This is a genomic window from Streptomyces sp. NPDC045021 (assembly GCF_056432645.1).
In genome coordinates this window covers 209,033-232,738 of sequence record NZ_JBWKIQ010000007.1, presented here as the reverse complement: position 1 = coordinate 232,738, position 23,706 = coordinate 209,033, and the positions used below count along the sequence as shown (strand labels likewise).

Sequence of the window (23,706 nt, the reverse complement as noted above, 5' to 3'; positions counted from 1 at the left end):
CGGGACAGCTGTCAGCCGGGCGTACGGTCCTGCCAGCCGTGCAGCGAGATTCGCGGGCCGTCGGCGAGGACGCAGCGCAGTGCGTGACCCGTGGTGGGCACCATCTCCGCGGGGAGGGCGTCGAGGTCGAACCAGCGGACCGCGGAGTGTTTCTCCGGCTCGCGGTTGACGGGCTCCCCCGACCAGTCGTACGTGGTGAAGACGACGCTGAGGAAGCCGTTGGGGGATTCGACGCCCCACGCACCGTGGATGACATGGGCGACACGGAGCGCCGACGGGTCGACCACGAGGCCCGTCTCCTCCCGCAGTTCACGGGCGGCTGTGTCCGTGACGGGTTCACCCGGATCGCTCTTGCCGACGGGAAGATCCCACAGGCCCTGCCCGTACTTCGCCCCGGGACCTCGTTGCAGCAGCACGACCCGCTGCTTCCCGACATCGTGGACGATCACGGCCGCGGCGAGCAGCGTCATCGAATCCAGCGCGGGCGCGAGGGCGCGGGACGGATCGGCGGCCGGAGGACGGGCCACGGTGGTCCTTTCGTCGGTGATGCGACCGGGCGGGACGGGATCAGATCCAGCTGGGGCTGTCCGAGCCCCAATAGGAGGGCGGCCGGTCCCAGTCGCCAGGGCCTCCGCCGTAGTTGATCGGAGGGAGGGCGTAGCGGAGGCGGCCGTACGGTGAGGGCCTTTCGGCCAGCCACGACTCCGGGTCGTAGGCGGCGCCGTCGGTGGCGGCGGGGCGGATGCCGTGCGTCAGCCAGGAGGCCGTTCCCGCCAGGGAGAGCCGCAGGTGCCGGCCGCCACCCGTGTCCTGGCGGTCGGTCAAAGCACGCAGCACCGCGGCGGCGAGCAGATAGCCGGTGCCGTGGTCCAGGGCCTGGGCGGGAAGCACCCCGGGATGCCCGTCGGCGGCAGCCTCGATCCCGGCGATGCCCGTCGCGGCCTGGACCAGGCTGTCGAAGCCGCGGCGGCCGGCCCACGGCCCTTCCCAGCCCCAGGCGCAGAGTTGGGCGACGATCAGTCCGGGCCGCCGTTCCAGCAGATCCCGCGGAGCCAGACCCTGGCGGTCCAGGGCGCCGGGCCGGTACCCGGTGATCACGACATCGGCCGAGGACAGGAGCTCCTCGAAGAGCAGCCGGTCCTTGGGCACCTCCAGGTCCAGCAGCGTCGAGCGCTTGCCGAAGCCCGTGTCGGCGTGGGCGTCCGGATGCTCCGGGAGACCGGGGGAATCGACGCGCAGGACATCCGCGCCCAGCAGCGCCAGCGTGCGGGTGGCGACCGGTCCGGCGATGACCCTGGTCAGGTCGAGCACCCTGACGCCGTCGGCCGGCAATGCCGCCGCGCTCAGCGGCCGGGGTGCGCCGTCCCCGATCCGACGGGCTTCGACGAGGGGGAGTTCCGCGCCGCTGCCTTCCGCCACGGCCACGGCGAGCCCGCCCGCCGCGTGGACCGTTTCCTGGATCCATCGGGCGGGGTGGGTCAGCAGCCGGTCCGAGAGCTGCTGGGCGAGCGTGCCGTCGTCGCCCTCGTCGGGGATCTCCAGTGCGGCCAGGAGCCGGGCTCTGTGGTGCGGGTAGTTGGCGTGCGTCCTGACCCAGCCGTCAGCCGCCCGCCAGAAGCCGGACAGCGGGGCGAACGACGTCGGCGTCCGTCCGTCGATCCGCAGATGCCGTTCGCTGACGAAGGCCGTGGCCACCGATCCCTCGTCCACCCGCACCGCCGGTACGGATCCCCCGGAACGGCGAGCGGACAGCTCCGCGGCAGCCAACGAGCACACCCCGACCGTCGCACGGGCCAACTCCCGTACCGGAAGCCGGGAGGGAAGGACGCCGCTCGACGCGATGTACGACACCCTCCCGACCAGCTCCGCCGCACCGCCGAGGGCGGCCCAGGCCTGGGCGGTGGCCGCGTCGATTCCCTGTGTCATCGGTCCATTGTGCTGCAGGGGGGTCGGGCCGGTGGCGGACCGGGGGCGCGCACGGATTTCACGCCCCGTGCGAACGGCGCACGCCGGCGGACGGTGTTCGCACGGTGACGCGCGGGCCGGGAAGCGGGAAGCTCAGATGCAGTCCCGATCCTCCCGTTCAGAGGCGAAAGGGGTACATACGAGGCACCGTCCGTGCACGCCCGGCCCGGTGTGAGCGGATTCGAGAAGCGGCGTTTCAGCGGGCGTTCGCGCATCCGCCTCCCAGGCGCCGTCAGACGCCGTGATGCCGTCGCGACGTCCCACCCCGCCCCGAAACCGAGGCGGGGCGGGGTGGCGTGCACGGGCACGGCGCGGTGCCGCGTCGGCTCTCGCCTGCGGACAGCGCTCTCGCCGCGGACCGCGCTCGCTCAGAGGACCGCGCTCAGGAATTCGCGGGTCCGGGTGTGCTCCGGCGCCCCGAACAGCTGGTCCGGAGGCCCGGCTTCGAGGACGTGCCCCTGGTCGAACATCATCACCCGGTCGGAGACATCGCGGGCGAAGCCCATCTCGTGGGTCACGCACAGCATGGTGATGTCGGTGCTCAGGGCGATGTCCCGCAGGACGTCCAGCACGCCCGCCACGAGCTCCGGGTCGAGCGCGGACGTCACCTCGTCGAGCAGGAGGATGTCCGGCCGCATGGCGAGCGCGCGGGCGATGGCGACGCGTTGCTGCTGGCCACCGGAGAGCTGGGTGGGATGGGCGTCGCACTTGTCGGCGAGGCCCACCAGGTCCAGCAGCTCGCGGCCCCGTTCGGCCGCCTCGTCGCGGCTGAGGCCGAGGACGTGGACGGGCGCCTCGGTCACGTTCTCCAGCACCTTCATGTTGGGGAAGAGGTTGAACTGCTGGAAGACCATGCCGATCCGGCGCCGGCGTTCTCGCAGGTACTTCTCGTTCGCCGGCACGAGTCTGTCCCGGCCCCCCGGCATGTGGGAGAACGGCTCCCCGTCGACATGGATGGTGCCTTCGGTGACGCGTTCGAGGGTCATGAGCAACCGCAGGATGGTGGTCTTGCCGGAGCCGCTCGGCCCGATCAGCGTGACCCGCTCACCTCGTTGCAGCCCGAAGTCGAGGCGGTCCAGGACGGTGTGGTCGCCGAAGCGCTTCACCACCTGATCGAAGCGGACCATGTCCGCGACCGGGGTGTCGTCCCCGGGACCGTCGTCCTTCTCGTTGCGGGGTTCGATGTCGTTCTTCGAGTCACTCAGCAAGGCGCTTCTCCAGCCTTCTCATCAGCATCGAGGTCGGGTAGCTCGCGACGAGGAAGATCGCGGCGGCGAGGGTGAACGCCTCCAGATAGGCGAAATGGACGCTGCCGTATTCGTTCGCCTCGTGGACCATCTCCTGCACGGTGATCACCGAGAGGAACGGGGTCTCCTTGAACATGGAGATCACGTAGTTGCCCAGCGCGGGAATGACCTTGCGGACGGCCTGCGGCAGGATCACCGCACGCCACAACCGGCCGCGCGGCAGCGAGAGCGCGACAGCCGCCTCCCACTGCCCCTGGGGCACCGCGTCGATCCCGGCGCGGTACACCTCCGAGGTGTACATCGCGTAGTGGATGCCGAGGACGGCGATACCGATGGTCAGCGGATCCAGGCTGGGCACGAGCACCCAGACGGCGAACAGCTGGATCATCACCGGGGTGGAGCGGACGAACTCCACGACGACGCGGACGGGCACGGTCACCCATCGGGTCGGCGCGCGGCGGAGCACGGCGATCAGCAGCCCGAGCACCATGGCGACGACGGATCCGAGCACCGTGGCGAGCAGGGTGATCCCGAAACCGTGCAGGACCACCGGCAGCCCCTCGCGGGCGGTGTTCCAGTCCCACATCACACACCACCTGCCCCTGCGGTACGGCCGCCGGGATCGGTGACGCCGGCGGATGCCGGCTTGAGGAGACCGCGCAGGCCGGGCCCCTGGCCCAGACGGGCCTTGGCCACCGCCTCCAGCGCGTTCATCAGGAGCGTCAGCGCGTAGGCGAGTACGAAGTAGATGACCAGGAGGGTCACGTACGCGGCCGCGGTGTTGCCCGTCGTCGAGCGCAACTGGTCCATCTGGAAGGTCAGATCGGAGATGGTGATCAACGACATCAGCGGTGTGCACTTGAGCAGCTGGATGAGCAGATTGTTGAACGGCGGGATCATCTGGACCCAGGCCTGGGGCAGGATCACCCGGCGCATCCGCTGCCAAGGGCTCAGATTGAGCGCGACGGCCGCCTCCCACTGCGCCTGGGGCACGGCGTTCAGCGCCCCGCGCACCACCTCGGAGCCGTAGGCACCGTAGTTGAGGCCGAAGGCCACCACGGCGCAGGCCAGCGGCTCAAGTTTGAACCCGAGGATCGGCAGCGCGAAGAAGAGCCAGAACAGCTGGACGTACAGGGAGGTGCCGCGGAGGAACTCGACGACGACCCGTGACAGGCCCCGGACGAGAAGGTGCTCCGAGCGGGACATGAAGCCGAAGGTGAAGGCGAGCACCAGGGCCACCAGCGCGCTGAGCACGGTGGCCTGGAGAGTGACGGAGATGCCCTGCCAGATACTCGGCAGGGACCGGGAGAACTGCGTGAGGAAATCGCTCATCGGGTTGGCTCGTCACCCCTTGCACAGGTCGGCGGTCCGCAGCGTCGCCGGCGGTACCTCCTGTTTCGTGAAGCCGTACTTCCCGATGAGTGCGACGTAGTGCTCGGGATCGCCGGTGATCTTCTTCAACTGGCCGTTGAAGGCATCGCGCAGGGAGGCGGCGTTCTGCCGGAAGACGGCGCCGCCGGGGCTGTACTGCTTCTTGCCCTTCAGCTCCGGCAGGAACGGTTCGAGCACCTCGACGTCCGCGCCCTTGTTGGTCTTCGCCAGCCAGCGCAGGGATATCCCGGTCAGCGCGAAGGCGTCGATGCGTCCGGCGACCAGCGCGTCGAGCCCGTCCTGCTGTTTGGCCAGCGACTTGACCTTGGAGTCCCCGACACCCGCTCCGGCGGCGTACCCGGCTTCGACCGCGGCCGTCAGCACACCGACGGTGGCGCCCTTGGCGGCGGCAGAGGCGAGGTCGCTCAGGCCTTTGGGGTTGCCCTTGCGCACCATCAGCGCGGTGGGGGAGATGAACTCCGGTTCCGAGAAGATGACCTTGTCGCACCGCTCCGGCGTGATCGCCATCCCGGCGCTGACCACGTCGAAACGGTCCGCCGCCAGCCCGGGGATGAGGGCGCCGAAGTCCGTGAGCGTGGGGCGCAGCTCGGCCACCCCGAGCGCGGAGAAGATCTCCTTGTGCAAGGTGGGGGCTTCACCGGCCAGCGCGGTGCCGTCCTTGAACCCGTACGGCGCCTCGCCGGCGAATCCGACCCGCACGTATCCCTGTTTCCTGAGCTTCGCCAGCAGTTCGCCGTCGCCCTTCGGTGCTCCCGTCCCGGTCTCGGTGCGGCTGCACGCCGTGAGCAGCCCCGGCACTACCGCCATTCCCGTCAGAGTGGTGGTCCCGAGCAGGAATCCTCTGCGGGAGAAGGTGCTGCGCTGCGACATGGATGTTCCCTTCAGTCACGTGCGTCACCTGGTGCGTGACACCACATGAGGGCCGCCCCTACCCGGCAACACCGTTTGCATTCAACGAAGTCGCAGGTGGGGATGGTTATCCGTAGATGCGCAACTTGCGAGGGTTGAGCCGATTGCGAGGAGCCGGACCATTTGACGTGGGCGCCGCCACCCCGCGACGATCTACGGCATGGAAGCGCTGATTCTGCTGGCCCGCGATCGCGCGCCGACGCCCTGGAGCAACGGCGGCGGCGTGACGCGTGAGATCGCCGCGGGCCCGGCGGGCGCGGGCATGGCCGACTTCGACTGGCGGGTGAGCCTCGCCGACGTCGTCGGGGACGGACCGTACTCCGCCCTCCCCGGAGTCGACCGGATCATCACCGTGGTCGACGGCGCGGGCATGGTGCTGACGACCGACGGCGTCACCCACCCGCCGGCCCTTCCGCTGCGCCCCTTCGCGTTCTCCGGCGACGCCGTCACCGGCTGCCGGCTGACGGGCGGCCCCATCGTCAATCTCAACGCGATGACCCGGCGCGGACGGGCGGTGGCCACGGTCGGCATCGTGGACGGCACGCATACGGCCGAGGTCCCCGTGCACGGTTCCGTACTCCTCGTCGCCCTGGCCGACGACGTCGAGTTCTTCATCGACCCCGGTTACGTCTTTCCCGTCGGTGCTGATGACAACCGGCTCGCCCGCTTCGACGCGGTGCTGATGCCGGGGACGGGTACCGGCGCGGCGACCGCCGCCGCGACCCTGCGGTCCGAGGGCAGAGCGGCCGTCATCACCGTCGGGCCCGCGGGCGACGCGGCTTAGCGCCTATCCGGGCAGCTCGGCGCCGCAGCGCGGACAGCGCGTGGGCGGGGCGCTGTCGGCGACCGCGTCGCACTGCGGGCAGACGCGGTCGAGCCAGCACGCGGACTCCCCGCCCTCGTGGTCGGCGCCGGTGTCGGGCGGTCCGGCGGAGCCGTCCCGGTCGGCCGGTCCCGCCGCTTCGGCGGGGTTTGTGGGGCTCATGGCGACCACTCTTCCACGTCGCCACGGCGCAATGTCAGGGTGGGCGGCACGATGTCCTCATGACCGAGATCACCACGGCCCAGCCGGCCGATGCCGAGTCGTAGACGCGGGCCGTCGCCGAGGCCACCGCAGCGTCCGCCGCCTACTACAGCGGCGGGGACTCCCGCCTCGACGATGCCACCTACCGCCGGCTGGCGCGGGCGATCGCCCCCGCTACGTCCTACTCCTCCGGCTCCCAGGCGCGGAGCAGGTCGAGCAGTCCTGCGTCTCCGTCAACGTGCAAGGAGTCGGCCGGGATACGGTCGTACAAGTAGATGACCAACTCACTGGCCGTGCCATGGATGGAGGCGCCGGCTGCGTCCGAGTCCTCACCGGTCGCGGCAGTGGGCGCGGGGATGCGGGTGGAGCGTGCGCCGTCGCTGTCGACCGTGAGGCGCCAGGAGCGGCCCTCGGCGGTGTGGAAGTCGAAGGACGTGGGCTTGTGCGGCCAGGCGCTGGGCGACGCGACGCAGGTGAACAGGAACTCCTCGACACCGTCGAGGGCGACCTCGACCGGCAGCGGCTGCGGAGCGCCTGCGGCGAGCTGGGCGTCGTAGGTGTGCACCGCGCTCTCCTGGACCCGGTGCCGGGCGACTCCGCCGGAGGTCCGCGGCGTCTGCAGGGCACTCCACCACGCCCAGCAACCGGCGTCCGGTCCTGCCTCGCGCAGGGCGCTCAGCAGAAGCTGCGTCGACGCGGCCAGCCAGGCCAGCAGGGCCTCACGCTCCCGCGGCACTTCCAGAGCGGCGCGCGCAGCGGCGGCCTCGGCCGGGGGAGCGTCGGCAGGCCCCGCGCCGACGATGGCGGCCCAGAAACGGTCTCCCCCACCCAGGTGCTTCACCAGATCGAACAGCGTCCACTCGGGGCAGGTCGGCACCTGTGCGTCGAGACTGGGCGCGGCGGCGACCGCGGCGCGGAAGGCGGTCGACCGTTCATCGATCAGTCGCAGCAGGTCAGGGAAGTCAAGATTCTTTTCCACGCCGGATGTCTATCACCGTGCTCCGGTGATCGGACAGCGATTTTCACAGTCGCCGCCGGTTGGCCATCGCGGACGTCGTCCTCGCCTCCCACCGCTCGGGTGACAAGCTGCGCACGCTCATGACCGGCGCGCTGGCCGAGCTGTCCCGTACGGCCATGAACGAGTTGATCGAGAGCGCGGGCGGCAGGGCGTCGTCGAGCGTGTCGAAGAAGACCAGCCTGCTGGTTGCGGGGGAGAAGGCCGGCTCAAAGAAGGCCAAGGCGGAGGAGCTCGGGATCCGGTGATCACCCCGGAGGAGTTCGCCGAACTGCTCGGCGAACTCATACCGTGAACGTCACGCCCGCATCGTGAACGTCACGCGGTGGCCTCGCCCAGATAGACCCAGAGTCCGTCCTCGCGGACGAAACGGCTCACCTCGTGCTGCGCGTCGGTGTGCCCGTGCAGGCGGTAGTGGGCGCGGAACTCCACCGTGCCCTCGGTGTGGAAGGCGCTGCCGTCCGTCGTCCCGATGATCTCCAGCCGGGTCCACTGCTGATCCGGCTCGAACTCGATGCCGGACGGCCGGGCCGTGGAGTGCCAGGTCCTGAGCAGGTACGCGGCATCGCGAACGGCGAACGCGCTGAAGCGGGAGCGCATCAGCCGCTCCGCGGTGGGAGCCGTGGCCTGGCCGCTGTGGAGCCTGCCGCAGCAGTCGCGGTAGGACGCGTCGAGTCCGCAGGGGCAGGGCGAGGCGGGCCGGGCCGTCACTGACGGGCGTGCGCTGTTCTGTGTCACACCCTCATTGTGACGGCCCCGCGGTCACGCGGATCTACGAGGCCACGGCCCGGGGGACCGACGCCGCTCCGGGTTCGGTGGCGAGCCGCTGCCTGGCGGCCTCGATCGCCCGGCCGACCGTGCGGAAGCCGGTGATCACACACAGCGTGTAGGCGGTGTCCTCGAGCCGGCGGCGGTCCTGCGGTCCGGCCGAGTCGTCCCGTGCCTGCACGGCGAGCCTCTCGTAGCGCTCCAGTAAGTCGCGCAGAACAGCGGGATGCGCCATCAGCATGGTCGTACTCCTTGGGTGAGTGGCAGGAAGTGCCCGACGGGACGGTGTTCAGTGCTTGCCGGGAGTGTTCTCGACCTGGTTCTCGATTCCCATGAGATCTCCTCGACGACCGGACGACCTTGGGAGTCGTCCTCGGCACACCGCGCCTACCCGTGACCCGGAGAGCAATGCCGTACGTCGTCCAGGATCTGGGACAGGGGCAGCGGCTGACGGTTCACCCGTACCTCCAGCAGAGCGCGGAAGCAGGTGTCGCACAGGGCCAGGGGTGCGCGCAGGCCGAGGTCGCGGACCGTTCGATCGCTACGGCCGCACTCGTCGCAGGCTGCCAGATCCGCTGACGCCCCCATGGTGTCGATGCTGCTCCCGGATCGGGCCGAGGGGTAGAGGGCGTCGTCCGGCAGCTGGACCGAACTCGCCGTCCCCTTCACCACCGGCGCCTCCGGAACGGTCGCCGTGTTCCCGCACGGCCGGTACGCCCGGGGCAGCGTCTACGGGGGACGACTTCTCGATCACCTGGCACCGTCGTTACCCTGGTCCCGGCCTGCCCGGTGGGTGGGCCGTCCTCTACAGTCACACCCAACGTCTACAATTCTGTAGACGTTGGGTGTGTTCGTGAGGGCCACTGTTGACAACGGCGCCGCCAAGCCGGTCATTCGACGCGAATTCCAGGGACGGGACCAATGAGTGCGATCGGCGTCGGCCAAGCCGCCATTCTCGGAGTGGTGGAAGGGCTCACCGAATTCCTCCCGGTGTCCTCCACCGGCCACCTCAAGATCACCGAGGGGCTGATGAACATTCCGGTGGACGACAAGGCGGTGGTCGGCTTCACGGCGGTGATCCAGGTCGGGGCCATCGCCGCCGTCCTGGTCTACTTCTTCCGCGACATCGTCCGGTTCGCGAGCGCCTGGGGACGCGGCATCGCCAACAAGAGCGAACGCGGCAACCACGACTACAAGTTCGCCTGGTGGGTCATCTACGCCACCATCCCGATCGTCGTCGTCGGCCTCCTCGCCAAGCCCCTCATCGACGGCCCGCTCGCCTCGCTGTGGGTGGTGGCCGCCTCGCTCATCGGCGGCAGCGTCGTGATGTGGGTGGCCGAACAGATGGCCAGGTTCAAGCGCGGTGAGGACGAGATCACCCTCAAGGACGCGATGATCGTGGGCAGTTCGCAGATCCTCGCGCTGCTCTTCCCCGGCTTCTCCCGCTCCGGTGCCACGATCTCCACCGGCCTGATCCGCGATCTGGACCGGCTGGCCGCCACCCGGCTCTCGTTCTTCCTGTCGATCCCGGCGCTGACCGGCGCGGGGCTCTACGAGCTCAAGGACGCCACTGGTGGTGGCGTCGACGTGACGGCCCTCGCCGTGGGCACGCTGGTGTCGTTCGTGGTCGCCTACGCCTCCATCGCCTGGCTGTTGAAGTACGTCGCCAAGCACTCGTTCAACGTCTTCGTGGTCTACCGCATCATCATCGGGATCCTGCTGTTCTCCCTGCTCGGCACCAACGTCCTGAGCGCCTGAGCTCCCGCCGCAACGCGGGGTGTGTGCCCGCAGTGTCGGGGTAGACGACGCCTCGACGGTGGGACTTCCTGAGGAGGGCGAAGATGGCCGGCTCGGTGGTGACGAAGACCTCTCCGACCGCTGTGCGGTCGGCGGCGGACGTGGACCGGGTGGAGCTGCCGCGAGTGGAGTGCCCGGGCAAGCTCGCGCCCAAGGACGCACGGCAGCTGTCGAAGCTGTTCTTCGACCGGCTGCGGACCCTCGACGAGGGCACGCACGAGTACCAGTACGCCCGCAACACCCTCATCGAGTTGAACATATCGCTGGTGAACTTCGCCGCCGGCCGGTTCCGCAACCGGTCAGAACCGCGCGAGGACATCGTCCAGGTCGGGACGATCGGTCTGATCAAGGCGATCGACCGGTTCGACCTGTCGCGCGAGGTCGAGTTCACCACGTTCGCCATTCCGTACATCACCGGCGAGATCAAGCGCTTCTTCCGGGACACCAGTTGGGCCGTGCACGTACCGCGCCGTCTGCAGGAGTTGCGCCTGGAGCTCGCCAAGGCCACCGAGGAGCTGGCCGGCCGGCTGGACCGGGCGCCCACCACCGACGAGCTGGCGGCGCTGCTCGACCTGACCCCGGCGGAGGTCACCGAGGGCCAGCTGGCCAGCAACGGTTACGTCGCCGGGTCCATCGACATCCCCGCCGGTGAGGAGGAGGGCAGCGGCGAGGGCGTGCTGGCCGACCGGCTCGGGGACCTCGACCCCGCGCTGGAATTCGTGGAGAACCTCCACTGCCTCAAACCGCTGCTCGCCGAACTCGCTCCCCGGGACCGCCACATCCTGAACATGAGGTTCGGCGCCGAGATGACGCAGGCGGAGATCGGTGCGGAACTGGGCATCTCGCAGATGCACGTGTCGCGGCTGCTCAACCGGACTCTGACGCGGCTGCGGGGGCAGCTGCTGGTCCAGGAGTAACCGGCCAGGAGGCATCCGCGGTGGCCCACGGGGCCGCGGTTGCCTACCGGCCGCGGCGGTCTACGGGCTGAGGGCGAAGTACACGCGCAGCGTCGTGCCGGCCGCCGTCGTGTGCATCCGCACCAGGTCGGCGAGGTGGTTGACGAGCAGCATCCCGCGGCCGCCGGGGGTGGCGCGCACGACGGGGACCCGGCCGACGAGCGGATCGGTGAGATGTCCGCGGTCGCGCAGCTCGCAGACGAGGTGGCCGTCCTCGGTCCACAGCCGCAGGGTGCCGGAGCCGCCGCCGTGCAGGATGGTGTTGGTGGCCAGTTCGTTGACGGCCAGCTCCACGTCCGGGATCCGGTCCTGGTCCAGGCCGGCGCCGACGGCGTACCGGGACGCGGCGAGCCGGGGTTCGGTCAGGGTCGCGTTGTCGAAGGCGAGCGCCCGCGCCCCGTCCGGGGCCTCGGGCAGCGGTACGTTCCACTTCGCGACGACGTGCGCGGGGGCGTAGTCCGGGCTGGGGACGCTGCCCGCGTCGTCGATGAGGACCGGATGGGTGGCGGCGGCGTCGGCCAGCACGGCCGGGCTGAGCCGCTCCGCGTCGTACGGGCACAGGATGGTGACGTCGCGGTCGGCGAAGGCGAGGTTGATCAGTGCCTCGTGCTGGACGCAGGCCGGGTACTCGGTGGCCGAGCGTTCCCACCAGATCGGCTCGCCGATGATCCGCACCCGATGGGCGGGGTGCGCGTCGGCGAAGGCCCGCAGCACGCCGGGGATGATCCGGCCGGGATTGCGGCCGGCCCGCGTCATGTCGAGCAGTTTCACCTCGGCGGCGCGGTCGTCGAGTGCTTTCTCCAGCAGGGCCAGGTTCGGGCCGGGAACGGCGACGGCGACCGGCTCGCCGCGATCGAGGCCCTCGGTGATGAAGGGCACGGTTCCGTCGAGGTAGTCGTCGGTACCGCGGTAGAAGAGCGCCGGGTGCGCGAACGCACCGCTGCGATCCGCGTCCTGCGGCATCGCGCTCATCCCTATTTCCCTTCCATCGGCAGCGGCCCCGCCCGCGACCACTGTGCGGTTTTCCGTTCCCAAGGGCCCATTGTGCTCGACTGGGAGTCTGCCCGCCCGGGACCAAAGGATTGCACCCCTGCCACCCCTGCGTCCGGAGGTGGCGCGGGAAGAAGTTCTGGCGTGTGGGCCGGGAAGGCGGGATGCTGGGCTAGCCTGCGAAGTGACAGCAACACTTGTCATGTGGCAATGAAGATGGAAGTGCCTCGGGCACCCGCTCGGCATGCGGTGACGACGTGATGGCGGGATGAGGACTGGCATGGGCGACATGGTGGACGCGGGTGCGCGGGTGAAGCCGCCGCGCGGCCGGTCCGGCGGTGCGCAGGACCGCACGGACGACCGGGACCCGGACCATGCGGCGGACTCCGCCGACCGTGGCGGACCGGTCGGTGAACCGGAACTCCGCAGGTTGCTCGCCGGGCTGACGGCCGTACGCGACGGCGACTTCGGCACCCGGCTGCCCGGCGACACGGCGCTGCTCGGTGAGATCGCCACCGTCTTCAACGGCATGGTCGACCAGCTGTCGCTGTTCACCTCCGAGGTGACCAGGGTGGCCCGCGAGGTCGGCAGCGACGGCCGGCTCGGCGGCCAGGCGGTCGTACCGGGGGTGTCCGGCACGTGGAAGGACCTCACCGACTCCGTCAACGTCATGGCGGGCAACCTCACCACCCAGGTCCGCTCGATCGCCCAGGTCTCGACGGCGGTCGCCAAGGGCGACCTGTCGCAGAAGATCAGCGTCGAGGCCAAGGGCGAGGTCGCCGCGCTCGCCGAGGCGATCAACACCATGGTCGGGACGCTCTCCGCCTTCGCGGACGAGGTGACCCGCGTCGCCCGCGAGGTCGGCACCGAAGGAATGCTCGGCGGCCAGGCCAGGGTGCCCAATGTGGCCGGCACCTGGAAGGACCTGACTGACAACGTCAACTCCATGGCGAACAACCTCACCAGCCAGGTCCGGAACATCGCGCAGGTGACCACCGCCGTCGCCCAGGGCGACCTCACCCGCAAGATCGACGTGGACGCGCGCGGCGAGATCCTGGAGCTCAAGACCACGATCAACACGATGGTCGACCAGCTGTCGTCGTTCGCCGCCGAGGTCACCCGCGTCGCCCGCGAGGTGGGCAGCGAGGGACGGCTCGGCGGCCAGGCCGAGGTCGAGGGCGTCTCGGGCACCTGGAAGCGGCTCACGGAGAACGTCAACGAGCTGGCCGGGAACCTCACACGGCAGGTCCGCGCCATCGCCGAGGTCACCGGCGCCGTCGCCGAGGGCGACCTGACGCGGTCGATCTCGGTGGACGCCTCCGGCGAGGTCGCCGACCTCAAGGACAACATCAACTCGATGGTGGAGTTCCTGCGCGAGACGACCCGGGCCAACCAGGAGCAGGACTGGCTCAAGTCGAACCTCGCAAGGATCTCCTCCCTCATGCAGGGCCGCCGGGACCTGGGCATCGTCGCCGAACTGATCATGGATGAGCTGACGCCGCTCGTCGCCGCGCAGTACGGGGCGTTCTACCTCGCGGAGGACACCCCCGAGGGCACCGAGTTGCAGCTGATCTGCTCCTACGGCTATCCGTCGGGCCCCGGATCGGAGGACCGGCCCAGCCGGTTCAAGCTCGGCCAGTCCCTCGTCGGCCAGGCGGCCCGCAGCCGCCGCACCATCGCCGTCGACGACATCCCGGCCGGCTACGTGATCTCCTCCGGTCTCGGCCACACGCCGCCGGCCAGCCTGATCGTGCTGCCGATAGTCGTCGAGGGCCAGGTGCTGGGTGTCATCGAACTCGCCTCGGTGCACCGCTTCACCCAGATCCACCGCGACTTCCTGGACCAGCTGATGGAGACCATCGGCGCCAACGTCAACACCATCGTCGCCAACGCCCGCACCGACGAGCTGCTCGGGGAGTCGCAGCGGCTCGCCGCCGAACTGCAGGTCCGTTCCAGCGAACTGCAGGTCAGGCAGGAGGAGTTGCAGAGCTCCAACGCCGAGCTGGAGGAGAAGGCGGCGCTGCTGGCCACCCAGAACCGCGACATCGAGACCAAGAACCTGGAGATCGAGCAGGCCCGCCAGGAACTGGAGGAGCGCGCCCAGCAGCTCGCGCTCGCCTCCAAGTACAAGTCCGAGTTCCTCGCCAACATGAGCCACGAGCTGCGCACCCCACTCAACAGCCTGCTGGTGCTGGCCCAGTTGCTCGCCCAGAACCCGCACCACAACCTCACGTCCAAGCAGGTCGAGTACGCCGGCGTCATCCACTCCGCCGGATCCGATCTCCTGCAACTGATCAACGACATCCTCGACCTGTCCAAGGTCGAGGCGGGCCGGATGGACGTCGCCCCCGAATGGGTGCCGCTGCGCCAGCTCGTGGACTACGTGGAGTCCACCTTCCGCCCGCTGACCACGCAGAAGGGCCTGGAGTTCCGGGTCGAGGTGGCGTCCGGTACACCCGTGGAGGTCCTCACCGACGACGCCCGGCTGCGGCAGGTCCTGGGCAACCTGATGTCGAACGCCGTGAAGTTCACCGAAGCGGGCGAGGTGGCGCTGCGCGTCTTCGTGGTCCCGCCCGGCGACCTGCCGGCGGTGGCGGCCTCCCAGGGGCCCATGCTGGCCCTGGAGGTCCGTGACACCGGTATCGGTATCGCGGAACAGCAGCTCGAAGCGATCTTCGGTGCGTTCCAGCAGGCCGACGGCACCACCAGCCGGCGCTATGGCGGCACCGGGTTGGGCCTGTCCATCAGCCGGGAGATCGCCCAGTTGCTGGGCGGCTCGATCCAGGCGGCCAGCGTGCCCGGCGAGGGCAGCGTCTTCACGTTCCACCTGCCCGTCGCCCGGCCCGACTTCGCCGTCCTGCAGGGGGCCGCGACCGGCGAGGCGGCGGCGGAGCCGCTGGTCCTGTCGTCCCCGGAACCGGAACCGGACCTGGAAGCGACGCGGCACCGGGCCGGGGCCGGAGACCGGCGGCCGGACCCCGACCGGGACGGGGAGCGCGAGTCCGAGCGGCGCCGGCTGCTCGTCATCGAGGACCAGCCGCGCGGGCTGCTCTCGCTCGTCGCGGAGAGCGTCGTCGCCGAACTCGACCACGGCCGCGGCCCGGCCGATCCGCGCGGCCGGGTCCGGCTGCGCAGCGCCGCTGGGGCGGCGGAAGCGGTGGAGGCACTCGCCGCCGAGCCGTACGACTGCGTCGTGCTGGCACTCGACGCGAACGGTGACGGTCTGCGCTCCCTCGAAGTGATCATGAGTGAACCGGCGTTGCGCGAGATTCCGGTCCTCGTCCACCCGACCCGCCGGCTCGACCCGGTGCGGGAGCGGCAGCTCGCCGAGCGGGCCCGTACCCGTCCGCTGGAAGTCCTCTCCGGGCTGGACGAACTGCGCGAGCGCATCGCACGCCACCTGAAGTCCCACCACCTGCGGGAGACCTCTCGCGGCGCGGACGCCGCAGGGCTCGACGGCCGGACGATCCTGGTCATCGACGACGACACCCGCAATGTCTTCGCGCTCACCAGCATGCTCGAACTCCACGGAGTCCGGGTCCTGCACGCGGAGGACGGCCGCAAGGGCATCGACGCCCTGGACCTGAACCCCGGCATCGACCTGATCCTGATGGACGTGATGATGCCGGAGATGGACGGGTACGCGGCCACCGCCGCGATCCGGGCGATGCCCGACTACGCCGATCTGCCGATCATCGCGGTGACCGCCAAGGCGATGCAGGGGGACCGGGAGAAGAGCCTGGCCTCCGGCGCCAACGACTACGTCACCAAACCGGTGGACTCCGCCGCCCTGGTGGCCTGTATACGGCACTGGCTGCGGTAGACCCTCCCCACCCCTATCACGCCGCCCTCGTCACTGGACGCCGCCGACAGCGGCGGCGACGGACCTCCGGCCGAAAACCGTATCCCTGACCCGAAGGACCTCTGCTCGTGGACGACCCCACCCCGGACACCGCGCCGGACACCGGCCGGCCGGTACCACCCGGACTGCACGCGGTGGCCGACGCGGGCGGGCCCGGCGTGGAGCGCCTCGCGGCGGTCGTGGAGCGGCTGCGCCGCCGGCTCGACGAGCAGGAGAGCGCGGCCGCCACGCAGGGGCTGCTCGACGTGGCGAAGGGGATCCTGGTCGAACGCGGTCTGGAGGGGCCCGCCGAGGCCGCCAGGCACCTGGAGGAGCTCGCCGCCCGCGCCGGCCTGCCGACCGCCGAGCTGGCCGCCGACATCGTCAACGAAGCGGCGCACGACCCGTTGTCGCGGGTCGTGGCGGCGGCTGGGGACGGCGTGGCCGACCGCTCGGTGCCTCCGGCGTCCGTCCGGCTGCGGATCGCGGAGGCCGGGGCGCTCAGCGGTACCGACGCGCAGACGGTCGCGCAGTCGCTGCTGGTCCACGCTCTGGAACCGTTGGGCGCCACCGCCGCCGCGGTGTGGCAGGCCGCGCAGGACGGATCGCTCGCCCTCGCCGGCAGTGCGGGATTCCCCGACGCCGAAGCCACCCGCTGGCGGTACGTACCGCCCCGGGTCGGGACGCTGGCCCAGCAGGCGCTGCTGTCGGGGCGGGCGCTGTGGCACGGCGCGCCGCCGGCCTCCGCCGCGTCCATCGGCCTGTCCGGCACCGGTGACGGCGCCCGGGCGCTGATTCCCGCGCAGCGGGCCGGCCGCACGGTCGGCGTCCTGGAGGTGTGCTGGCCCGAACCCGGCAAACCGCTGCCGCGCGCCGTCCACCGACAGCTCACGGCTCTCGCCGGACTGTGCGCGCACACCCTGGAGGGGAACGGATCCGCCGCGCCCGACGGCGGCGAGCCGGCCCGGTCCGCCGGCGCCGCCCGGCTCGGCGGCCTCGCCGACGGCCTCCTCGACCCCGCCCTGGTCCTCCATCCGCTGCTGGACGACCAGGGCCGGATCTGCGACTTCCGAATCACGTACACCAACGGGCACGTCACCGACTTCGCCGGCCGCCCGCGCGCCGACATCACCGGGCGGCGGCTGCTGGAGGCCTACCCGCTCGCGGCGGCGGACGGCGGCCTGTACGAGCGGGCGCTGCGCGTCCACGCCACCGGCGAGCCGTTCCGCACCGAACGGACGGCCCTGCCGGCCGCCACCCAGGGCACGGCGCCGCACGCGACCGCCGCGCTGGGCATCGGACGGTACGGCGAGGACCTGCTGGTGACGTGGCGCACCCATGACGAGGCGACGCGACTGGCGGCATTGGTCGAGCACACCCAGCGCCTCGGCCGGATCGGCGGTTTCGAGGAGACCCCGGCCACCGGCGAAGTCATATGGAACAGCCAGCTGTTCGACATCTACGGGCTGCCGCCGCACTCCGCCCCGATTCCGCTGGAACGGCTGCGGCACCACGCCCACCCGGACGACGCCGACGTCATCGGCAGGTTCCTGCGGGAGGTGCTGCACCAGCGCAGCCCCGCCTCGACCGCCTTCCGCCTGCTGCGCCCCGACGGAGTCGTCCGGTACATCCGGGTGGTCGCGGAACCCGCCGCCGGTACCGAGGGCGGCCCGATGACCGTCCACGGCGCCTACCAGGACGTCTCCGCGCAGCACTGGACGGAGGTCGCGCTGGCCGCCACCCGGAACCAGCTCGCCGATTCCGAGCAGCGCGCAGACGAACGCGACCTGCTCGCCCTGCAGCTCCAGCGCGCCATCATGCCTGCGGCCCCCGCGCCCATCGACGCGTCGGGACTGCAGGTCGCGGTCCGCTACCGGCCCGCCGAGAAGGGCCATCTGGTCGGCGGCGACTGGTACGACGCCGTCGTCCTGCCCAGCAAGCAGGTACTGCTGGTGGTCGGCGACATCGCCGGGCACGGGATCGACGCCGCCACCGGCATGGTCGTGCTGCGCAACGCCCTGCGCGGACTGGCCGCCACCGGCGCCGGGCCCGGCCAGATGCTGGGCTGGCTCAACACCGTCGCCCACCGCCTCACCGAACACGTCACCGCCACCGTGGTCTGCGGGCTGTACGACCCGTCGACCCGGGTGGTCCGCTGGGCCCGGGCCGGACACCCGCCGCCGGTCCTCGTCCGCGGCGCGCGGTCCACGGTGCTGCCGCTGCCCAAGGGCATCCTGTTGGGCGCCGTCGCGGAGGCGCGCTACGCGGAGGAAACGCTCGTCCTGGAGTCCGGTGACACCCTTCTGATGTACACCGACGGGCTGCTGGAGCGCCGGGACCGTACCGTCAACCAGTCGCTGGAGCAGCTGCTGAGCGACGCCGGCCCTGCCACCGGCGATCTGGAGGAGGACCTCGACCGGCTGCTCACCCACAGCAACTCGGACACCGACGACGACACCTGCATCATCGGCTTCCGGCTGCGGTGAACACCGTGCGCGCCGCCGACGGTACCTACGCGATGTGGGCGGAGACGTCGCGGTCCGCGATCGGGGACGCCTCGGAACCGGCGGCGTCCCGGAAGGCGCGCAACCCGCTGAGCAGGGCCGTCCGCGCGGCCGGCTGCATCGCGGCCAGTACCTGTGAGAGCTGTTCGCGGCGCCGGGCCCGCAGCTCGTCGAGGAACTTCACCCCGCGCCCGCTGAGCCGCAGCCGCACCTCGCGCCGGCTCGCGGGACTGGGGTCGCGCTCGAGGTATCCGACGGCCTGCAGCCGGTCGCAGAGCCTGCTGACGGACGGCGGGGCCGAGCCCAGCGCCTCGGACAGGGTGCGGAGATTGATGTCCTCGTTCTCCGCGAGTATGAACATCACGCGCAGCTGCGAGGCGGACACCGGGGCCGCAGCATCGTCACGCCCGCGGCCCCACAACACCTCGAGGAGCTCGGTGATCTCCGAGGCGGCGCCTGCCGTCTCCTCGAGTTGGGTTATGGGTCGGGAGGAGTGCATAGCCTTCACCTTCGCACTGTCCGACCCCAACTGCCAGCTTTCCGGCCCCCGCCGGTGAGTACCGCCCCACCGACCGAAGGCGTGTCCAGCCCACTGTGAACGCTCTCCAAGCCTCCGAGCGCGCGCTGCGCGCCGCGACGCCTCCCGCCCTCCTGGAAGCGCTGCGTCCGATCCTGGCCCGCTGCCACGATGCCCTGGACGCCGAACTGTTGATGGCCGACTACGGCCTGGGACACCTCCAGGCGATGACGGTCCCGCCGCACACCGTCCCGCCGCTGCCGGTGGACGGATCGGGCGCGGGACGGGCCTTCGGGTCGCAGGAACCGTATGCCGAGCGGCGGGGCGGCAGCAGCGTCCTGCACCTGCCGGTAACCGCGCGCGGTGACCGGCTCGGCGTGCTCAGCGTCACCTTCGCGCAGCCCCCGGACAAGGACGCCACCGCTGAGCTGCTGGAGATCGCCGGGCTGCTCGCCCACGAGGTGGTGGTCGCCGAACGCGACACCGACCTCTACCTCCAGGCGCGCCGGCTGGGCCGGCTCACCCTCGCCGCGGAGATGCAGTGGCAGCTGCTGCCCGCCCGCTCCTGCACCCGCTCCGAGTTCGCGCTCGGTGCGCAACTGGAGCCCGCGTACGACACGTTCGGGGACAACTTCGACTGGTCCGCCTCACCCGACGGACTCACCCTGTCGATCACCAACGGGATGGGCGACGGCATCGACGCCGCCCTGCTCACCAGCCTGGGTGTGGGCGCGCTGCGCAATGCCCGGCGCGCCGGACTGCCGCTGTCCGACCAGGCCGCGCTCGCCGATCAGGCGGTGTACGCCCAGCACCGCGGCACCCGGCATCTGTCGTGTCTGCTGCTGCGGTTCGAGCTGGCCACCGGCCGTGTGGAGGTCGTCGACGCGGGATCGCCGAAGGCGTTCGTGCTGCGCGACGGAACGGTACGGCCGCTGGTGTTCGACGCCCAGCTTCCGCTGGGCATGTTCGACAGCACCCACTACATGCCCGAGTCGATCCTGGCACTGCCCGGCGACCGACTGCTGTTCGTCAGCGACGGAGTGCACGCCGTCACCAACGCCGGCGGTGAGGCGTACGGCGACCGGGCGCTGGCCCGCGCGGCACTCGCCACCCGGCTCCTGCCGGCGGCCGACGTGCCCCGGGCGGTACTGAGGGAACTGACCACGCACCGCGGCTCACCGGAGGGCGAGGACGACGCGCTGGTCGTCTGCGTCGACTGGTACGGCAGACCCGCCTGACCGCCCGGGCCGGTCATGAGGCCGGCGCCCTGATCGCCTCCTCAGGCGGTCAGGAACGCGTGGTCAGGGCGGCGGTGTGCTCGCGGATCCGGTCCGGCGTCAGATAGGCGTCGGTGTACTCGAAGTCCCGCAACCGGGCAGGGCGGCGGGCCAGGAAGCCGATACGGACGAAGTCGTCGCCCGCGGTGGCGTTGAGCATCCAGTTGGTCATCACGCGCACCTTCGCGACATTGGTCCGCAGCGCCATCAGGTGGTAGCCGCGCGCCACGGCCTGGGCCGGCAGTCCGGCGAGGTTGATGCCCAGCGGCCGGGAGACCGCGTCGGTCCCGCCGAGGTCCACGACCAGGCCGAGGTCCTTGTGCACGTACGGGCGTGTCTCCTGGCCGCGCAGCACCGCGACGACATTGCCCGCGACTGCCTTGCCCTGCCGCTGGGAGTGCTGCGCCGTGGGCGCGCAGATCTGGCCGTCACCCCGGGCGAGGTCGGGGACGGCGGCCGCGTCGCCGAGCGCGAAGACGCCGTCCAGGCCGGGAACCTCCATCGACGGGGTCACCACGAGGCGGCCCTTGACCGTCTCCCTGTCCAGGGTCCCCATCAGGGGACTGGCGGCGACGCCCGCCGTCCAGACCAGCGTGCGGCAGGGCAGTTCCCGCCCGTCGGTGAGGGTGACGCTCTCCGGCGCGGCCTTGGCGACCGAGACGCCCAGGGACACCTCGACGCCGCGCCGTCGCAGCATGGTCATGGCCTTGCGGCCCAGCTCGTCGCCGAGTTCCGGCATGAGCTTGTCGGCGATGTCGACCAGGTGCCACTTGATCAGCGACGGGTCCAGCCGCGGATAGCGCTTGAGGGCCGCGGTCGTCAGCCGCTGCAGGCACGCGGCCGTCTCCGTACCCGCGTAGCCGCCGCCCACCACCACGAACTGCAGCCGGGCCGCCTGCTCCGCGCGGTCGGCGCTGTTCGCGGCGAGATCGAGCTGCGCGATGACGTGGTCGCGCAGGTACGCGGCTTCGGCCAGTGTCTTCATTCCCCGCGCGTTCTCCTCCAGCCCCGGAATGTCGAAGCTGCGGGTGATGCTGCCGGGTGCCAGGACCAGGTAGTCGTACGCGATATCGGTGATCTCGTCGGTCGTCTTCCGCACGATGCAGATCTTCGCCCGCGGATCGATACCGATCGCCCCACCCGGCACGACGGCCGTCCGACGCAGCACCCGGCGCAGCGAGACCGCTACCGACTGCGGCGTCAGGACACCGGAGGCGACCTGCGGCAGCAGCGGCAGATACAGCGAGTACCCGAACGGGGTGACCAGCGAGATCTGCGCCTCGTCGGGACCCAGCAGATGCTCCAGCCGGCGCGCGCACTCCAGCCCGGCGAATCCGCCTCCCACGACGACGATCCGGGGTCGATCCATGTCCACAGCCCTCCGTTGTCGGTAACGCGAGTCAGCAACTCGGTGACGATCGCGATGGAGCGATGTCGTGCGGGTCGCAGCCCGGTCACCGGCCGGGGCGGACGGTGTGGCCGGTGTGGCCGGGCCGGGCCTCATGGTCTCGGCTAACCCGCGACCCGGTAGGGAAAACATCTCGTCACCCCGACGGCAGCGCAACATCAAGGGCCCGCTCGTCGATGACCAAGGCACAGCCGGCCAAGGCCCTCGGTCGCTGACGAGGGCGGGCTACTCCCGGGAGCCCTCCAGCAGCCGCAGCCAGATCTCGCTGATCGTCGGGTAGGCGGGGACGGCGTGCCAGAGGCGGCCCATCGGGATCTCGCCGGCGATGGCCATGGTGGCGGAGTGCAGGAGTTCGCCGACGCCGGGGCCGGTGAAGGTGGCGCCGATGAGGTGGCCGCGGTCCAGGTCGATGATGATGCGGGCCTGGCCGCGGTAGCCGTCCTGATAGAGCGAGGCGCCCGCGACCTGGCCCAGGTCGTGGTCGATGACGCGGACCCGGCGCCCGGCGCGTTCGGCCTCCTGGGCGGTCAGGCCGACCGAGGCGATCTCCGGTTCGGTGAACACCACCTGCGGGACCGCCGCCACGTCGGCGGTGGCCGTGTGCGGGCTCCACGGCGAGGTGTCCAGCGGGCGGCCCGCGGCGAGGTCGCCGATGGCGGCGCCCGCGATGCGGGCCTGGTACTTGCCCTGATGGGTCAGCAGCGCGCGGTGGTTGACGTCGCCGACCGCGTACAGCCAGCCGCCGTCGACGGCGGTGACGCGGCAGGAGTCGTCGACTTCCAGCCATGATCCATCGGTGAGCCCCACGGTCGCCAGGCCCAGGCCGTCCGTGCGCGGGGCGCGGCCGGTGGCGAAGAGGACTTCGTCCGCCTCGATCTCCTCCCCGCCCGCCAGGACCACGGTCACCGGCGAGGACGGCGACTCCCGGCGGACGGCCGCGACGTCGACGCCGGTGCGGACGACGGCTCCCGCCTCGGTCAGTGACGTCGCGACGGACTCGCCGGCGAACGGTTCCATCCGGGGGAGCAGTTGGGGGCCGCGCACCAGGAGGGTGACCTCGGAGCCCAGCGCCCGCCAGGCCGTTGCCATCTCGACGCCGACCACGCCGCCACCCACCACGACCAGCCGGCCGGGCACCGCGGGCGAGGACGTCGCGTCCCGGCTCGTCCACGGGTGCGCCTTGTCGAGGCCGGGCAGGTCCGGCAGGACGGCGCGGCTGCCGGTGCAGACCGCGACCGCGTGACGGGCGGTCAGCGTCCGCTCCGTTCCGTCGGGTGTGCGGACCACGACCTGGCGCGGCCCGTCGAGCCGCCCCTCGCCACGCACCAGGTCGACATCGACGGATTCCAGCCAGGAGGCCTGTCCGTCGTCCTTCCAGTGGGAGGCGAAATCGTCGCGTCTGGCCAGCACCGCGGCGGCGTCGAGGCCGCCGCCCACCGCTTCGCGGGACCCGGCGACGCCGCGGGCGCCCGCCAGCGCGGCCACCGGTCGCAACAGCGCCTTGCTGGGCATGCAGGCCCAGTAGGAGCATTCGCCGCCGATGAGTTCGCTCTCCACGACGACGGTGGTGAGGCCGGCGGCGCGGGTGCGATCCGCGAGATTCTCGCCCGTCGGGCCCGCGCCGATCACGATGACGTCGTACGTCGTGGTCCCGGATGACTGAGGTGAAGGGCTCATGAGAGGGCCTGTCTGCAGGGGGCGGGCGTCCAGGAGTCATCTTCGCCGACCGGCCCGGGTAGGGCTACCACCCGTCGCACGGGCGCGGCGGCACGGGAAAGTCCGTGGTGGGACGAGTTCCATTTGATTGGTCCAGACCCTTGACGCGACCATGATCACGCGAGTTCAATCACCCCTTGAACTAAGTGGTGATAAAAGGAGCCGCACTTCCGCAACTTCCTTACGCGGCCTCCTTTGGCGGCCGCCGCCGACCCCCCACCAGATCACCGGCGGCTCGCCCCACCACGGCTGAACCACGACTGAAACGCGACTGAACCTCGGCCGCACCTCGGCCGTACCAACCGGCCGCGACACGCCCGGAGCCGCACCACATCGGCGCCGTGCCGCGGCCTGCGCACCACCGGTCAGGACTCCGCCAC

Annotated in this window: 21 protein-coding genes and 1 pseudogene; 8 read left to right on the top strand and 14 right to left on the bottom strand. The window is 71.1% G+C overall.

Features of this window, described 5'->3' with window-relative positions:
* Positions 1–11: 11 nt before the first annotated feature.
* The 6 genes from AC07DC_RS22480 to ehuB all read right to left on the bottom strand — a co-directional run bounded on the left by AC07DC_RS22480 (position 12) and on the right by ehuB (position 5,474).
* Positions 12–470: an NUDIX domain-containing protein gene (locus tag AC07DC_RS22480; protein ID WP_478916419.1), complete on the bottom strand. Its 459-nt coding sequence runs from the start codon at positions 468–470 to the stop codon at positions 12–14.
* A 97-nt stretch (positions 471–567) separates the two neighbouring features.
* Entirely contained in the window at positions 568–1,926 is a 1,359-nt protein-coding gene (locus AC07DC_RS22475; protein WP_478916204.1) for a CoA transferase, read from the bottom strand.
* A gap of 407 nt (positions 1,927–2,333) precedes the next feature.
* On the bottom strand, positions 2,334–3,092 hold the full coding sequence (gene ehuA, locus AC07DC_RS22470; protein WP_478916418.1) for an ectoine/hydroxyectoine ABC transporter ATP-binding protein EhuA: 759 nt from the start codon (positions 3,090–3,092) through the stop codon (positions 2,334–2,336).
* 70 nt (positions 3,093–3,162) lie between these two features.
* Entirely contained in the window at positions 3,163–3,798 is a 636-nt protein-coding gene (gene ehuD / locus AC07DC_RS22465) for an ectoine/hydroxyectoine ABC transporter permease subunit EhuD (protein WP_478916203.1), read from the bottom strand.
* A complete protein-coding gene (gene ehuC, locus AC07DC_RS22460) occupies positions 3,798–4,544 on the bottom strand; it encodes an ectoine/hydroxyectoine ABC transporter permease subunit EhuC (protein WP_478916202.1) in 747 nt (248 codons plus the stop codon). The genes ehuD and ehuC overlap by 1 nt, the downstream gene beginning before the upstream one ends.
* Before the next feature lie 12 nt (positions 4,545–4,556).
* Entirely contained in the window at positions 4,557–5,474 is a 918-nt protein-coding gene (ehuB, locus tag AC07DC_RS22455; protein ID WP_478916201.1) for an ectoine/hydroxyectoine ABC transporter substrate-binding protein EhuB, read from the bottom strand.
* A gap of 199 nt (positions 5,475–5,673) precedes the next feature.
* On the opposite strand from ehuB, the gene AC07DC_RS22450 reads away from it, so the two are divergent.
* Positions 5,674–6,297: a HutD/Ves family protein gene (locus tag AC07DC_RS22450; RefSeq protein ID WP_478916200.1), complete on the top strand. Its 624-nt coding sequence runs from the start codon at positions 5,674–5,676 to the stop codon at positions 6,295–6,297.
* Between the two features lie 3 nt (positions 6,298–6,300).
* On the opposite strand, the gene AC07DC_RS22445 is transcribed toward AC07DC_RS22450, so the two are convergent.
* Together AC07DC_RS22445 and AC07DC_RS22440 are read right to left on the bottom strand one after the other, a co-directional pair.
* Positions 6,301–6,498, bottom strand: a complete 198-nt coding sequence (locus AC07DC_RS22445) for a hypothetical protein (RefSeq protein ID WP_478916199.1) — start codon at positions 6,496–6,498, stop codon at positions 6,301–6,303.
* Positions 6,499–6,718: 220 nt separating this feature from the next.
* On the bottom strand, positions 6,719–7,516 hold the full coding sequence (locus AC07DC_RS22440) for a maleylpyruvate isomerase family mycothiol-dependent enzyme (RefSeq protein ID WP_478916198.1): 798 nt from the start codon (positions 7,514–7,516) through the stop codon (positions 6,719–6,721).
* 119 nt (positions 7,517–7,635) lie between these two features.
* Here AC07DC_RS22440 and AC07DC_RS22435 point away from each other — a divergent pair.
* Positions 7,636–7,847: pseudogene (locus AC07DC_RS22435) on the top strand (BRCT domain-containing protein); the annotation flags it as partial.
* Positions 7,848–7,870: 23 nt separating this feature from the next.
* Here the strand turns inward: AC07DC_RS22435 and AC07DC_RS22430 are convergent.
* Complete coding sequence (locus AC07DC_RS22430) at positions 7,871–8,290, bottom strand: YchJ family protein (RefSeq protein WP_478916197.1); 420 nt, start codon at positions 8,288–8,290, stop codon at positions 7,871–7,873.
* Positions 8,291–8,324: 34 nt separating this feature from the next.
* Positions 8,325–8,561: a DUF5133 domain-containing protein gene (locus AC07DC_RS22425; protein ID WP_478916196.1), complete on the bottom strand. Its 237-nt coding sequence runs from the start codon at positions 8,559–8,561 to the stop codon at positions 8,325–8,327.
* A 152-nt stretch (positions 8,562–8,713) separates the two neighbouring features.
* On the opposite strand from AC07DC_RS22425, the gene AC07DC_RS22420 reads away from it, so the two are divergent.
* The 3 genes from AC07DC_RS22420 (at position 8,714) to AC07DC_RS22410 (ending at position 11,034) form a co-directional block, all read left to right on the top strand.
* The gene (locus AC07DC_RS22420) at positions 8,714–8,899 is read left to right on the top strand and encodes a hypothetical protein (RefSeq protein WP_478916195.1); all 186 of its coding nucleotides are present in this window, start codon (positions 8,714–8,716) and stop codon (positions 8,897–8,899) included.
* A gap of 342 nt (positions 8,900–9,241) precedes the next feature.
* Complete coding sequence (locus AC07DC_RS22415) at positions 9,242–10,078, top strand: undecaprenyl-diphosphate phosphatase (RefSeq protein WP_478916194.1); 837 nt, start codon at positions 9,242–9,244, stop codon at positions 10,076–10,078.
* Between the two features lie 83 nt (positions 10,079–10,161).
* Entirely contained in the window at positions 10,162–11,034 is an 873-nt protein-coding gene (locus AC07DC_RS22410; protein WP_478916193.1) for a SigB/SigF/SigG family RNA polymerase sigma factor, read from the top strand.
* 60 nt (positions 11,035–11,094) lie between these two features.
* Here the strand turns inward: AC07DC_RS22410 and AC07DC_RS22405 are convergent, their stop codons facing one another.
* On the bottom strand, positions 11,095–12,045 hold the full coding sequence (locus AC07DC_RS22405; protein WP_478916192.1) for an anti-sigma factor RsbA family regulatory protein: 951 nt from the start codon (positions 12,043–12,045) through the stop codon (positions 11,095–11,097).
* A 298-nt stretch (positions 12,046–12,343) separates the two neighbouring features.
* Between AC07DC_RS22405 and AC07DC_RS22400 the strand changes: the two genes are divergently transcribed.
* Both AC07DC_RS22400 and AC07DC_RS22395 read left to right on the top strand, forming a co-directional pair.
* The gene (locus AC07DC_RS22400; protein ID WP_478916191.1) at positions 12,344–15,886 is read left to right on the top strand and encodes a HAMP domain-containing protein; all 3,543 of its coding nucleotides are present in this window, start codon (positions 12,344–12,346) and stop codon (positions 15,884–15,886) included.
* A gap of 107 nt (positions 15,887–15,993) precedes the next feature.
* Positions 15,994–18,390 carry a PP2C family protein-serine/threonine phosphatase gene (locus AC07DC_RS22395; protein WP_478916190.1) on the top strand — a complete coding sequence of 799 codons (2,397 nt, stop codon included), beginning with the start codon at positions 15,994–15,996 and terminating at the stop codon, positions 18,388–18,390.
* A gap of 25 nt (positions 18,391–18,415) precedes the next feature.
* Here the strand turns inward: AC07DC_RS22395 and AC07DC_RS22390 are convergent, their stop codons facing one another.
* Positions 18,416–18,907 carry a MarR family winged helix-turn-helix transcriptional regulator gene (locus tag AC07DC_RS22390; RefSeq protein WP_478916189.1) on the bottom strand — a complete coding sequence of 164 codons (492 nt, stop codon included), beginning with the start codon at positions 18,905–18,907 and terminating at the stop codon, positions 18,416–18,418.
* 95 nt (positions 18,908–19,002) lie between these two features.
* Between AC07DC_RS22390 and AC07DC_RS22385 the strand changes: the two genes are divergently transcribed.
* Positions 19,003–20,163 carry a PP2C family protein-serine/threonine phosphatase gene (locus AC07DC_RS22385; RefSeq protein ID WP_478916187.1) on the top strand — a complete coding sequence of 387 codons (1,161 nt, stop codon included), beginning with the start codon at positions 19,003–19,005 and terminating at the stop codon, positions 20,161–20,163.
* A gap of 49 nt (positions 20,164–20,212) precedes the next feature.
* On the opposite strand, the gene AC07DC_RS22380 is transcribed toward AC07DC_RS22385, so the two are convergent.
* Together AC07DC_RS22380 and AC07DC_RS22375 are read right to left on the bottom strand one after the other, a co-directional pair.
* Positions 20,213–21,571, bottom strand: coding sequence for an NAD(P)/FAD-dependent oxidoreductase (locus AC07DC_RS22380; protein ID WP_478916186.1), 1,359 nt, complete (start codon positions 21,569–21,571; stop codon positions 20,213–20,215).
* A 264-nt stretch (positions 21,572–21,835) separates the two neighbouring features.
* The gene (locus tag AC07DC_RS22375) at positions 21,836–23,287 is read right to left on the bottom strand and encodes a dihydrolipoyl dehydrogenase family protein (protein ID WP_478916185.1); all 1,452 of its coding nucleotides are present in this window, start codon (positions 23,285–23,287) and stop codon (positions 21,836–21,838) included.
* Positions 23,288–23,706 lie beyond the last annotated feature (419 nt).